The sequence below is a fragment of the Gammaproteobacteria bacterium genome (assembly GCA_040183005.1).
Lineage (GTDB): Bacteria > Pseudomonadota > Gammaproteobacteria.
Genome location: JAMPIW010000007.1, coordinates 76,005 through 88,892, shown reverse-complemented (window position 1 = coordinate 88,892; position 12,888 = coordinate 76,005). Strand labels below are relative to the sequence as shown.

The window sequence follows — 12,888 nt, the reverse complement described above, 5'->3', positions numbered from 1 at the left end:
TAGAAATTCATCCCGCCTTCACATCCGGCATCCCCAACCCATATTGCTGGATCTTGTGGATTTCATCACGGATGCGGCCCGCCTCTTCGAACTCCAGGTCACGGGCGTGCTTGTACATTTGCTGTTCCAGCTTCTTGATTTTTTGCATCAGCTTCTCAGGCGAGAGCGCGGCATACGTCGCGATTTCATCGGCTATCTGAGCATATTGCTTGGGTGAGCCGGGGCTACCAGGATAAGCGCCTTCCATAATGTCGGAAATAGTTTTTTCCACGCCGCGCGGTGTGATGCCATGCGCCTCGTTGTGGGCGATCTGTTTGTTGCGGCGACGTTCGGTCTCGCCGATGGCGCGTTCCATGGAGCCAGTGATCCGGTCCGCATAGAGAATCGCCCTGCCATGCAAGTTACGCGCGGCACGGCCGATGGTCTGGATGAGGGAACGCTCGGAGCGTAAAAAGCCCTCTTTGTCCGCATCAAGAATGGCCACCAGCGACACCTCTGGAATATCCAAACCCTCGCGCAGCAGGTTGATGCCCACCAGCACGTCGAACTTGCCCAGCCGCAGGTCGCGAATGATCTCGACGCGCTCCACCGTGTCGATATCTGAATGCAAATAGCGCACTTTAACGCCGTGATCGGTGAGATAGTCGGTGAGATCCTCGGACATGCGCTTGGTAAGTGTGGTCACTAGAACGCGCTCGCTAATCGCGGCGCGCTTGTTGATCTCAGACAGCAGGTCATCCACCTGCGTGCCCACCGGACGCACCTCGATTTCCGGGTCGATCAAACCGGTCGGACGCACCACCTGCTCGACTATCGCCCCGGAGTGTTCCAGCTCATAAGCGCTCGGCGTGGCGGAGACATAAATAGTCTGCGGCGCGATGCGCTCGAATTCCTCGAAGCGCAACGGACGATTATCCAGCGCCGACGGCATGCGAAAACCGTAATTCACCAGGTTTTCCTTGCGCGAGCGGTCGCCTTTGTACATGGCGCCCAGTTGCGGCAGGGTGACATGGCTTTCGTCGATCACCAGCAGCGCACCACTTGGCAGGTAATCAAACAGTGTCGGCGGCGGCTCGCCTGCCGGGCGACCCGACAGATAGCGCGAGTAGTTTTCGATGCCGGAACAATAGCCCAGCTCCATGATCATCTCGATATCAAAGCGCGTGCGCTGCTCAAGACGCTGTGCCTCGACCAGTTTGTTCTGGGCATACAGGTAGTCCAGCCTCTCGCGCAGCTCGTCCTTGATTCTCTCTATGGCGTCGAGCAAGGTCTGGCGCGGCGTTACATAGTGGCTCTTGGGGAAGATGGTCACGCGCGGCACGCGGCGCAGGATCTCACCGGTAAGCGGATCAAACCAGGCCAGGGACTCGACCTCATCATCGAACAGCTCAATGCGCAATGCCTCACGGTCGGACTCCGCCGGAAAGATGTCGATCACCTCGCCACGCACGCGGTAAGTGGCTCGGTGCAGCTCGATGTCGTTGCGCGTGTATTGCAGATCGGCGAGGCGGCGCAGCAGGTCGCGCTGATTGATCGTTTCACCGCGCACCACGTGCAGCACCATGCTCAGATAGGCCTGCGGATCACCCAGGCCGTAAATGGCGGACACCGTGGCGACAATGATGCAATCCCTGCGCTGCAGCAGCGCCTTGGTGGCAGACAGACGCATCTGCTCGATATGCTCGTTGATCGAGGAGTCTTTCTCTATATAGGTATCTGAGGCAGGGACATAGGCCTCGGGCTGGTAGTAATCGTAATAGGAAACGAAATACTCCACGGCGTTCCCCGGGAAGAAATCGCGCATCTCACCATAAAGCTGGGCCGCCAAGGTCTTGTTGGGGGCCAGAATCAAGGTGGGCCGCTGCACGGCCTGGATGACATTGGCGATGGTAAAGGTCTTGCCTGAGCCGGTCACGCCGAGTAGCGTCTGCTTCACCAGGCCAGCCTCCAGCCCCTCAACAAGCGCGTTGATCGCCGCAGGCTGGTCGCCCGCCGGCGTCATGGGCACATCAATATGAAAAGTTTTGCTCATGGGGATTTTGGTAATGCCGCTATTCAAGTATTATTAAGGGTTGAGATTCAGACTATTCAGGAACACTGGCTTGAACATTCAACTTTCCAATCGCGTCCAACGCATTAAACCCTCACCCACACTCGCCGTCACGGCACGCGCCGCGCAGCTCAAGGCTGCGGGACGCGACATCATTGGCCTGGGTGCGGGCGAACCGGATTTCGACACACCGGAGCACATCAAACAGGCCGCCATCCAGGCCATCCATAATGGCTTCACCAAATATACCGCCGTGGACGGCATCCCCGGCCTGAAGAAAGCCATTATAGCCAAGTTTGCACGCGACAACGGCCTTAACTATATGCCGAATCAGATCCTGGTGTCGTGCGGCGGTAAGCAGAGCTTCTATAATCTGGCGCAGGCGCTACTCAATCCTGGCGACGAGGTAATCATCCCCGCCCCCTATTGGGTGTCTTATCCCGATATGGTGCTGCTCGCCGATGGCCAGCCTGTCATCGTGTATGCGGGCATCGAGCAAGGCTTCAAGATCACTCCCGAACAACTGCGGGCAGCAATCACACCCAAAACCCGCCTGTTTGTCATCAATAGCCCCTCCAACCCCACCGGCGTTGCCTACACCCGCGCCGAACTGGAGGCTTTGGGCGCAGTGCTGCGCGATTATCCGCAGGTATTGATCGCCAATGACGACATGTATGAGCACATCCTGTGGAGCGAAGAGCCCTTCTGCAACATCCTTAACGCCTGCCCCGATCTTTATGAACGCACTATCATGCTGAACGGCGTATCCAAGGCCTATTCCATGACCGGCTGGCGCATCGGCTATGCCGCAGGCCCGACGCCGCTCATAGAAGCCATGACCAACATCCAGTCACAAAGCACCTCTAACCCCGCCTCCATCTCCCAGGTGGCCGCGCAAGCCGCCCTGGAGGGTGACCAGTCGTGTATCCAGACCATGCTTGTAGCCTTCAAGGAACGCCATGACTTCGTGGTTGCGGAGCTGAATACGATTAATGGGGTCAAATGCCTACCCTCGCAAGGGGCGTTTTACGCCTTCCCCTGCATGCAAGGTGTGATCGACTCTCTGGATGGGGTCACCACCGACGTGGAGCTGGCGGAGTATCTGCTCAATGAAACCGGCGTAGCCCTGGTGCCGGGATCGGCATTCGGCGCACCGGGCTACATGCGCCTGTCATTCGCCACCCATATGGACAATCTGCGGGAAGCGTTGCGGAGGATAAAGGGCTTCGTCAACACCTGAACGACCACCGGCTAAAGCCGGTGGTCTCTGGCGCCGGGGGCAGCGGACTGAAAGTCCGCGCCCGGCTTCAAAAGCATCTCTCGAAAACCTTGGGACAAACCCAAAGTGTTACAAAAGCACTTGAGCTATAGACAATAAGTCTTAAAGAAATTGGCTCCCCGGGACGGACTCGAACCGCCGACCCAGTGATTAACAGTCACTTGCTCTACCGACTGAGCTACCGGGGAAGATTTGCAACTAGAGGTTGCGTATAGTACTTATACCGCCTCTGCCGGTCAATAGAAACGCGGCATAAAATCAGGCCATTGCCGTAATTTACGCCTCTTGCTTGATAACCGGGAAAGTGTAAAATCAAAAAAATTAAAAAATACAACAAGTAAGACGTAAGCAAAAGGAGCACGGGGTAACACATGACGGATAAAAATATTGATGAGATCCAGCCCGGCGCCATACTTGCCGCAAGCGTAAGCTCCACAAGCGGCAGCTTGTTGCTGGAGGCCGGAGCCCAACTTTCGCGCAAACACCTGCTCATGCTCAAGGCGCACGGGATCGAGCAGGTTCGAATCCTGGATACGCCGGGGCAAACCAGCGAAAATTCACCCTCGCTCGCAGAGTCCCTTGACCAGCAACCCCACATGCTGGAATTATTCCGGCATAACAATGTCAATCACCCGTTCATCAAAACCCTTATCCGACTGTGCGAGCTGCGCGTAGGACACGCAGGCGCGGGGGCCTGCCGGCATGACAGTTAGCCCACACGAGATCGTTGCAGGCACACTCCGCCTGGTGTCACTGCCAGAGGTATTCCTGCGCGTTAATGAGATGATCGACAACCCGCACTATTCGGCTGCTGACATCGGGCGGGTAATCAGCCAGGATGCGGGATTAACGGCACGCTTGCTGAAAATAGTTAACAGTTCTTTTTATGGTTTCCCAGGCAAGATTGATACGGTGTCCCGGGCCATTACCATCGTTGGCATGCATGAATTGCGCGATTTGATTCTAGCGACATCGGTCGTCAAATTGTTTTCAGGTTTGCCGAATGATATCGTCACCATGGACAGTTTCTGGCGCCACAGCATTGGCTGCGCCCTAGTGGCGCGCGGACTGGCGGCGCGGCGTGGTGAATCCCATGCGGAAAGATTTTTCGTGGAAGGACTGCTGCATGATGTGGGCAGCTTGCTGATCTACCGCAAAATCCCTGAACTGGCGCGTGAGGCGCTGTTGCGGGCATCGCATGGCAGCGAGACGCTCTGCCAGGCGGAGCGAGCGGTGATGGGGTTTGACCATGCCACTGTGGGAGGAGAACTGCTGCGCGCATGGAAGTTGCCCGCGCATCTGGAAGAGGCGGTAGCCTTCCATCACACACCTTTGCTGGCACCACAATTCCCGCTGGACGCGGCGATAACCCATCTTGCCAACATTATTGCGAGTGCTGTGCAATTCGGCAGCAGCGGCAACCGTCATGTGGCGCCTTTTGAATCCGTGGCGTGGGATCTCGTCGGCCTTTCGGAGGATGTGGTCGAACCGGTGGTTATCGAGGCGGAGACGCGATTCAGTGAGGCGCTGCGCCTGGTCTATCCGGATGCGGCGTAGGAGGTCAGAATGATGACGGCCGCGTTCAATCCGGTACTCGCGCTGCTGTTGCGCTGGGCGATCATCACCCTTGCCTTATGGGTGGCAAGTTACCTGTTTTCAGGCATTTCCTTCGCGAGCGCTGGCGCGCTCTGGGTGTCCGCCCTGCTGCTTGGCTTCGCCAATGCCATTATCCGCCCCGTGCTGGTCATCCTGACCTTGCCATTATCGGTGCTCACCCTGGGGTTTTTCCTGCTGATCATCAATACGTCGATGTTGTTGCTGGTGGCATGGCTGGTGCCAGGCTTTACTATCGATGGGTTTTGGACCGGTTTTTTTGTTGCGTTGTTTATTTCCATTTTCGGCTTTTTTAGCAACCTGCTCATCGGCAAATAGCAGACCGTCAGTGTTTCAGAGAAACCCTCGCCCAGAAATGCAATAACAGTGCAGCAAGTGCCGCGAACAGGCCTGCGGCGGTGAATGCCACGCCTGCGCCCCAGAAATGCCAGATCCCGCCAAACAGCAGGCCTGCGGGAATAGCGGCCAAACCCAATGCCATGTTGTACCAGCCAAAGGCCGTGCCGCGTTCGTCGGCCCCCGCAAAGGCGCCAATCAACGCGCGCTCTCCTCCCTCGCTCAGACCTGCCAGAAAACCATAGGTAATCGCCGCCGCCCACAAGGTGGTAGTTTGCGACACCGCGCCTAACAACAAGAAGCCGACAGAGTAGGCCACCCAACCTATCAGCACCAGCCTTTCCAGCCCCAGGGCATCAGCCAATTTGCCGCCCCGCCACGAGGATACCGACTTGGCGCCATTCAGCGCAGCCCACAGCAGTAGCAACTCAACCACTCCCATGCCCAACTCATTGCCGCGCAACACGATGAATGTCTCGGAAGCACGGGCGAACGTAAAAATCACCAACACCATCAGATAACGCCGCATCGGCGCCGAAAGCAGCCGCCAGCTCAAAGGCGGGAGAGGCTCTCGTTGCGGAGGATCGATCTCCTTGGTCTTCTCTTTAATGCCAAAGGCAATCAGCAAGACCCCGGCAAACCCTGGAATGGCTGACCAGAGTATGACTTGGGACAATGACAGGGATGACAACGTCAGTACAGCGGCAGCGAGCAGGCTGCCACCCATACCTCCGGCATTGTCCAGCGCACGCTGAAAACCGTAGGCATAGCCCCTGATTTCCGGCGCCGCTGCATCCGACACAAGGGCGTCGCGGGGAGCCGTGCGAATGCCCTTCCCCACCCTGTCAATACTGCGCAGACCCGCCATCATCCACCAACTTCCAATCAGACCCAGCGCTGGCCGGGCGATGTTGGAAATCAGGTAGCCATAAAATGTCAGCCACTTGCGCCTTCCGCCCAGCACATCAGAGAATCTGCCCGACCAGAGCTTGAGAAGACTCGACACCGCATCGGCCATCCCTTCGATCAACCCCAGCGCAACAGGTCCCGCGCCGAGCACGGTTGCAAGCAGGATGGGAATCAGTGGTGTCACCATTTCCGAGGCCAGGTCATTAAAAAAACTGACCAGCCCGAGAATGACAACAGTGCGAGGAAGGGGCTTTTTCATGGTAGCAATAATCTCACCAATCAACACTTGCGCAAGGTAATGACTTAATGTAGCGTCATGAGGCTCATAACAAAACAAAAAACTCATGGATCGCTTCGACCGCATCTACGCCCTGCACAAAGAACTGCGTAACGCACGTTATCCTGTGCCGGGGCAGATTTTTCAACAGCGCCTCGAATGCTCCCGCGCCACGTTAAATCGCATCATCGAAGACATGCGAAATTTCATCGGCGCACCCATCGTCTATGATCGCAAAGCCAACGGCTATCATTACACACAAAGCGGCGAACATCCCTACGAACTCCCTGGCCTCTGGTTCAACGCCTCCGAACTTTATGCCCTGCTCGCCGTGCAGCAATTACTGAATCAAACCCAGCCCGGCTTATTGGAAACGCATCTTTCCCCATTACGCAAACGCATCGAAACCATCCTCGAAACCGAACACCTCGGCAGCGGCGAACTCCCCAGCCGCGTACGCATTCTATACAGCACCGCACGGCGCATCACAGGCGAATCTTTCCAAACTGTCGCCGGCGCCCTAATGCAACGCAAACGCCTGCATCTCTGTTACCTCGGGCGCGAAAAAAACCAACTCACCGAACGCGAAATCTCACCGCAACGGCTCGTCCACTACCGCGACAACTGGTACGTAGACGGCTGGTGCCACCAACGGCAAGCCCTGCGCAGCTTCTCCATCGACCGCATTCAAAACGCCCGCACACTAAACAACCCCGCTGAAGACATCAACGACACCCAACTCGACCTTCACTTCACCAGCGCTTATGGCATCTTCGCAGGCCAAGCCACCCACACCGCCATACTCCGTTTCACCCCCGAGCGCGCCCGCTGGGTAGCCGACGAGCAATGGCACCCCGCCCAGCAAGGGAGCTGGTTGAAAGACGGCAGCTATGAATTGCGCATACCCTACGGTGATTCTCGTGAATTGATCATGGATATCCTGAAATACGGGCCAGACGTGGAAGTGGTGGGGCCGGAGGGGTTACGGAAGGAGGTTGTTGAGCGGTTATGGGAGGCATTGAAGGGATATGGCCGCGACGTATAAATATTTTTCACGGGCCATTCAGAGGCTCAGCTTTTGAGCCTGTGCCTATGGTAAAAAGAACAACAAGACAAAGCTACAGCCTTAATTTGAGTGAGTTATGAAAAACCCCGGAAACCCATTTTTGGCTCATGTTCGGCCGGGTACGTCTGGCGAATGAATTGAGCACCCCATCTATGCTATCAACCAATGGACAATAGCGACGCGATGACCTACATTGCACATCAACGAAAGTCAGATGGAAAAGAGCAAAGTTTAGAGGCTCATCTACTTGAGGTTTCGATAATTGCAAAGTCACTGGCAGCCAAGATTGGCTTGCAGAATCAAGGCGAGCTGATTGGTCTGCTCCATGACTTGGGCAAGTACAGCGATGAGTTTCAGATTTATCTGAAATCGGCCGTGGGTTTGATCGACCAAGACGAAGATGATTATGTTGATGCGAAGAGCAAGAAAGGAAAGGTAGACCATTCCACAGCTGGTGCGCAGCTAATTTGGCAAGAATTTTCTAAGCACGGCGAGCTTGGAAAAGTCGTTGGTCAGATACTCGCCTTGTGCATCGCATCCCACCATTCAGGCTTGATTGATTGCCTGTCTTCGGACACTAAAAGCTTAGGGGCAGATAACTTCACCAGGAGAATTAGAAAATCAGATGATCGCACCCATCTTCGGGAAGCTATGGACAAAATGGACGATACAGTTAAGGCTCGCTTTCATGAATTAGTGAACAGTCCAGAAGAGATTATTAACGGCATCAAAGAATCCATTGGAAAAATTGTACGTGGAGAAAGCCGTGGCGATGAACGAATTATCCGATTCAAGGTTGGGCTGCTTGTTCGATATATGTTCAGTTGCCTGATTGATGCCGACCGTATCAACAGTGCTGACTTTGAAAAACCACACGCCGCAAAGGCTAGGAGACATGGACAATATGGCAATTGGACGCATTTGATAAATCGGCTTGATATGCGTCTATCAAGTTTTGTTGCCAAACATCCCATCGACGAACTGCGTCTCAGCATCTCTCAACATTGCCGGGACAAAGCAGAGAAGGGCAAAGGTATCTACACCTTGACGGTTCCAACGGGAGGCGGCAAGACTCTCGCCAGCCTGCGCTTTGCTCTGCATCACGCTAAAAAACACAAAATGGATAGGGTGATTTATGCCATTCCTTTTACCTCTATTATCGACCAGAATGCCGACGTGGTTCTGAAAATTCTTGAACCGGATGGAGTGAAAACCGGCAGCGTTGTGCTTGAGCATCATTCCAACCTTATGCCGGAAGAGGAAAATTGGATAACCAAGATATTGGTCGAAAATTGGGATGCACCAGTCATTTACACCACCAACGTACAGATGCTAGAAACGCTGTTCGGTGCGGGTACACGCGGAGCACGGCGGTTGCATCAATTAGCCAATGCCGTATTGGTATTTGATGAAATCCAGACACTACCCGTCAATTGCATTCACCTCTTCTGCAACGCTATCAATTATCTCGTTGAACATTGCGGCACGACAGTCGTGTTATGCACAGCCACACAACCACTCATGGATATGGTCGAGCAATCCAAAGGTGCGCTACGCATTCCACCGAGCAATGAAATCATGCCTGATGTGGGTGAGCTTTTCAGAAAGCTCAAACGGGTCGAAGTTCTCAATCGGAGAAAACCCGGAGGTTGGTCAGATAAGGAAGTTGCAACTCTTGCAATGGAAGAAGCCAGAAAAGCTAATAGCTGCCTAGTGATCGTCAACACCAAGAAATCGGCTCAAGCGATATTTCAGTTGTGCCGCGATGAGAAGACAGCCATGCCGATATATCACTTGAGTACGAGCATGTGTCCAGTTCACCGACGTGCAATTCTGGCGGAAATTCGGCAACGCCTTAAAGCCCAGGAGGCAATACTATGCGTCAGCACCCAATTGATTGAAGCGGGCGTGGATGTGGATTTTGGTGCGGTTATCCGCTCAGTTGCAGGACTGGACTCCATTGCGCAGGCAGCGGGTAGATGCAACCGGAATGGACTGCGTGATATTGGGCATGTCCATGTCGTCAACCTCAGCGAAGAGCGAGTGGATATGCTCGTGGACATCGCTTGTGGGCAGCGTGTTACAGAGCGGCTTCTCGACGAATTTGAAAAAGATCCCGCCCAATTTGACAACGACTTGCTTAGTCCGTCTGCTATAGCTTGCTACTTCAACTACTATTTTGCGGAGCGACGCGGCGAAATGGATTACCCGGTAAGCAGTAAAGTATTGGGACATGACGACACGTTGTTAAATCTGCTTGCTGGCAATGCCAATGCAGCAGAGGAATTTCACCGTTGTCATGGCACGCCTTTCAATCTGTATCTTCGTCAGTCATTCATGGCTGCTGCCAAGGCGTTCAACTCGATTGATGCGCCGACTCGGGGTGTTATCGTTCCCTACGGAAGTGCGGGAAAAAAATTGATTGGTGAGCTTTGCGGGGCATTCGAGGTTGAAAAGCAATTTAAACTCTTGCGCCGGGCGCAGCAATATACCGTCAACGTATTTCCTCACCAGTTGGAAAAGCTACAAAAGGAGAATGCCTTGCATGAAATACAAACGGGGGTGGATATTCTTTATCTATCAGATGCCCGCTACTACAACGAAGATTTTGGGCTGAGTTTAGAGCCCAAAGGAATAATGGAGGCTCTTTGTGTCTGTTCCAGCTAGAAGCAGCATTGAATTCAAGGTGTGGGGGCGATTTGCCCTGTTCACCGACCCGTTGACAAAAATCGGCGGCGAGAAGTGTTCATACCATATCCCGACTTACGAGGCTCTCAAGGGCGTTGCCAAGTCGATCTACTGGAAGCCCACCATTGTTTGGGTGATTGACGAAGTTCGGGTGATGAAGCGCATTCGCACTCAGACCAAAGGCACCAAGCCACGGGAGTATTGCGGTGGCAACACCTTGGCGATCTACACTTTTCTGTCGGATGTTGAATATCAGGTGAAAGCGCATTTTGAATGGAATATGCACCGGCCTGAACTAGTGGAAGACCGCAACGAATCCAAGCATCACATCGTCGCCAAGCGAATGCTGGAACGTGGCGGTCGCCAAGACATTTTTCTTGGCACCCGTGATTGCCAAGGCTATGTCGAAGCTTGCAAGTTTGGTTCTGGGGAAGGGGCTTACGATCATGATGGTGAACTTGCTTACGGACTCATGTTTCACGGGTTTGATTATCCCGATGAAACTGGTGACAACAATCTCCATACTCGCTTTTGGCAACCCACGATGGTGAATGGGGTGATTCGATTTACTCGCCCCGAGGACTGCAAACTTCGTAAGTTCGTCAGGGAAATGACCATGAAGAAATTTGAGCGTGGGCAGAATCTTCTTGATGTAGAAAATGAGGAGCCTTTGTCGTTAGAGGAGTTGACATGAGCTGGATTCAGAAACTCTATGAGACTTATGAGCAGTGTGCTGGTCAAGCTGACTTGTCGAATACCGGGACTTCGCTGGAACCAATATGCCATACCTCCCAACAAGCGCACATCGAGGTGAGTATTGACGGAAAAGGTGGTTTCTTACGTGCCAATGTAATTCCAAAAGGGCAAGGCGTGACGCTTGTGCCATGCACAGAAGCATCTGTTGGTCGGGCTGGAAGCAAGCCCATCAATCACCCACTATGCGACAAGCTGCAATACCTCGCGGGTGACTTTCTCAAATTTGGCGGTGTGGTAACATCAGGGTTTGCAGGCGAGCCAACAGAACCTCATAAGATTTACCTATCTCTTTTGTCCGACTGGGCGAATTCATCTTTCACGCATCCTAAAATAATCGCGATTCAAACTTATGTGCAGAACGGGAATTTAGTTGGCGATCTTGTGCGAGAAAAAATCTTGCCCATCAATGAGGATGGACAGTTGCTGGCGGAGTGGATAGGCGACAAAAAAGAAGCGCCCGCGATTTTCGGCATCATGCCTAACGGCAATTCCCCCGATGGTGCAGTCATTCGTTGGCGAGTGGAAATCCCTGGTGAACCTTTGCCGGAAACTTGGAAAGATCAGGGTTTGATGGATGCTTGGATTGGCTTCTACAGCAGCCAAAAAGATAGCAAAGGGCTTTGTTTGGTCACAGGTGATATTCTGAATTTGGCAGAGCAACATCCCGCCAAACTCAGACATGGCGCGGATAAAGCAAAATTCATTTCATCCAATGACACCAGCGGCTTTACGTTTCGCGGGAGATTTATTGATGCTGACCAAGCATGTGGGGTGGGCTTCGAGGTCACACAAAAAGCACATAACGCTTTGCGTTGGCTGATTGCGCGACAGGCATATCGAAATGGCGATCAAGCTATTGTTGCGTGGGCTGTGTCCGGCAAAAGGATACCCGCCCCGACGGACAATTCTTTTGAGCTATTTGGTGTTGCAACAGATGAGTCAGAAACCGAACAAGTGCCTGAGCATGTGCCTCAAGGTGATGCAGGGCAAGCCTTTGGTAAGCGACTTGCAAAGCTCCTTGCCGGGTATCGGGCAGAACTCGGCTCCACCAATGAGATTGTGGTGATGGGCCTGGATTCGGCCACCCCCGGTCGCATGGCGATGACCTACTATCGGGAACCTGGTTGCGCTGAATTTCTTGAGAGAATTGAAGCATGGCATAAAGATCATGCCTGGTATCAAAACTATGGCCAGGACTTCGGCAAGGAAGTGAAGTTCATCGGTGCACCCGCGCCTAAGGATATTGCAGAAGCTGCCTTCGGTCGCAGATTGAACGAGAAGCTACGCAATGCAACAGTGGAGCGTTTACTGCCCTGTATTATTGATGGGCAATTAGTTCCTCGTGATTTGGTTGAATCAGTAACCCGAAGGGCTTGCAACAGATTAGGGATGGAAAGAAAAAAGCGCAACGGCAAGATGTATGAGGATGAGTGGGAAAAAGTGTTGGGCATTGCCTGTGCTTTATCTAGGGGTTATCACAAAAAAAGGGGTTACCAAATGGCATTAGAACTGAATCGAACCACACGCGATTATTTGTATGGCCGACTTTTAGCGATTGCGGAAAACATCGAGAAATTTGCGCTGGATATGACAAAAGAGTCACGCGATACATCGGCTGCAAAACTCATGCAACGTTTCGCCGACCACCCGAACCCGACATGGCGAAATATTGAGCTTTCATTGGCGCCTTACAAGTCGCGCCTCCGTTCAAGAGCGCCGGGATTTTTATATACAAGGGAAAGGCAGCTTGATGAAGTCATTTGTTTGTTTCAGGGCGACGACTTCATTGATGAAAGAAAGCTATCCGGGGAGTTTTTACTGGGCTACCACTGCCAGCGACAAAAACTCCGAGAAAAACCTGAAACGGAACAAGACGAGAATACTGAAGCCACCTCTACCGAAACCATTTAAGG

General features: G+C 53.3%; 10 protein-coding genes and 1 tRNA gene. 8 read left to right on the top strand and 3 right to left on the bottom strand.

All coding sequences use genetic code 11. From position 1 onward, the window contains the following. Positions 1-7: 7 nt before the first annotated feature. Complete coding sequence (uvrB, locus tag M3A44_06380; GenBank protein ID MEQ6341278.1) at positions 8-2,032, bottom strand: excinuclease ABC subunit UvrB; 2,025 nt, start codon at positions 2,030-2,032, stop codon at positions 8-10. A gap of 76 nt (positions 2,033-2,108) precedes the next feature. On the opposite strand from uvrB, the gene M3A44_06375 reads away from it, so the two are divergent. Further along, on the top strand, positions 2,109-3,290 hold the full coding sequence (locus M3A44_06375; protein MEQ6341277.1) for a pyridoxal phosphate-dependent aminotransferase: 1,182 nt from the start codon (positions 2,109-2,111) through the stop codon (positions 3,288-3,290). 151 nt (positions 3,291-3,441) lie between these two features. On the opposite strand, the gene M3A44_06370 is transcribed toward M3A44_06375, so the two are convergent. Further along, a tRNA-Asn gene (locus M3A44_06370) sits at positions 3,442-3,517 on the bottom strand. A 183-nt stretch (positions 3,518-3,700) separates the two neighbouring features. On the opposite strand from M3A44_06370, the gene M3A44_06365 reads away from it, so the two are divergent. Genes M3A44_06365 through M3A44_06355 form a run of 3 tightly spaced genes read left to right on the top strand, consistent with a single transcriptional unit; the run spans position 3,701 to position 5,261 of the window. Beyond that, the gene (locus M3A44_06365; GenBank protein ID MEQ6341276.1) at positions 3,701-4,042 is read left to right on the top strand and encodes a hypothetical protein; all 342 of its coding nucleotides are present in this window, start codon (positions 3,701-3,703) and stop codon (positions 4,040-4,042) included. Beyond that, complete coding sequence (locus M3A44_06360) at positions 4,032-4,886, top strand: HDOD domain-containing protein (GenBank protein MEQ6341275.1); 855 nt, start codon at positions 4,032-4,034, stop codon at positions 4,884-4,886. Before M3A44_06365 ends, M3A44_06360 begins: the two co-directional genes overlap by 11 nt. 9 nt (positions 4,887-4,895) lie before the next feature. Further along, positions 4,896-5,261, top strand: coding sequence for a phage holin family protein (locus M3A44_06355; protein ID MEQ6341274.1), 366 nt, complete (start codon positions 4,896-4,898; stop codon positions 5,259-5,261). A 7-nt stretch (positions 5,262-5,268) separates the two neighbouring features. On the opposite strand, the gene M3A44_06350 is transcribed toward M3A44_06355, so the two are convergent. Continuing rightward, the gene (locus M3A44_06350) at positions 5,269-6,447 is read right to left on the bottom strand and encodes an MFS transporter (GenBank protein MEQ6341273.1); all 1,179 of its coding nucleotides are present in this window, start codon (positions 6,445-6,447) and stop codon (positions 5,269-5,271) included. 85 nt (positions 6,448-6,532) lie between these two features. On the opposite strand from M3A44_06350, the gene M3A44_06345 reads away from it, so the two are divergent. The 4 genes from M3A44_06345 to cas8c all read left to right on the top strand — a co-directional run bounded on the left by M3A44_06345 (position 6,533) and on the right by cas8c (position 12,886). Beyond that, positions 6,533-7,510, top strand: coding sequence for a YafY family transcriptional regulator (locus tag M3A44_06345; protein ID MEQ6341272.1), 978 nt, complete (start codon positions 6,533-6,535; stop codon positions 7,508-7,510). 186 nt (positions 7,511-7,696) lie between these two features. Then, the gene (cas3, locus tag M3A44_06340) at positions 7,697-10,198 is read left to right on the top strand and encodes a CRISPR-associated helicase Cas3' (protein ID MEQ6341271.1); all 2,502 of its coding nucleotides are present in this window, start codon (positions 7,697-7,699) and stop codon (positions 10,196-10,198) included. Further along, positions 10,182-10,913, top strand: a complete 732-nt coding sequence (gene cas5c, locus M3A44_06335; protein ID MEQ6341270.1) for a type I-C CRISPR-associated protein Cas5c — start codon at positions 10,182-10,184, stop codon at positions 10,911-10,913. The genes cas3 and cas5c overlap by 17 nt, the downstream gene beginning before the upstream one ends. Then, complete coding sequence (gene cas8c, locus M3A44_06330; protein MEQ6341269.1) at positions 10,910-12,886, top strand: type I-C CRISPR-associated protein Cas8c/Csd1; 1,977 nt, start codon at positions 10,910-10,912, stop codon at positions 12,884-12,886. The genes cas5c and cas8c overlap by 4 nt, the downstream gene beginning before the upstream one ends. The last annotated feature ends 2 nt before the right edge of the window (positions 12,887-12,888 follow it).

Excerpts from the sequence above, each read along its gene's own strand:
- uvrB (MEQ6341278.1), bottom strand. The coding sequence starts at position 2,032 with ATGAGCAAAACTTTTCATATTGATGTGCCCATGACGCCGGCGGGCGAC.
- M3A44_06365 (MEQ6341276.1), top strand. The coding sequence starts at position 3,701 with ATGACGGATAAAAATATTGATGAGATCCAGCCCGGCGCCATACTTGCC.
- M3A44_06360 (MEQ6341275.1), top strand. The coding sequence starts at position 4,032 with ATGACAGTTAGCCCACACGAGATCGTTGCAGGCACACTCCGCCTGGTG.
- M3A44_06355 (MEQ6341274.1), top strand. The coding sequence starts at position 4,896 with ATGATGACGGCCGCGTTCAATCCGGTACTCGCGCTGCTGTTGCGCTGG.
- M3A44_06350 (MEQ6341273.1), bottom strand. The coding sequence starts at position 6,447 with ATGAAAAAGCCCCTTCCTCGCACTGTTGTCATTCTCGGGCTGGTCAGT.
- M3A44_06345 (MEQ6341272.1), top strand. The coding sequence starts at position 6,533 with ATGGATCGCTTCGACCGCATCTACGCCCTGCACAAAGAACTGCGTAAC.
- cas3 (MEQ6341271.1), top strand. The coding sequence starts at position 7,697 with ATGGACAATAGCGACGCGATGACCTACATTGCACATCAACGAAAGTCA.
- cas8c (MEQ6341269.1), top strand. The coding sequence starts at position 10,910 with ATGAGCTGGATTCAGAAACTCTATGAGACTTATGAGCAGTGTGCTGGT.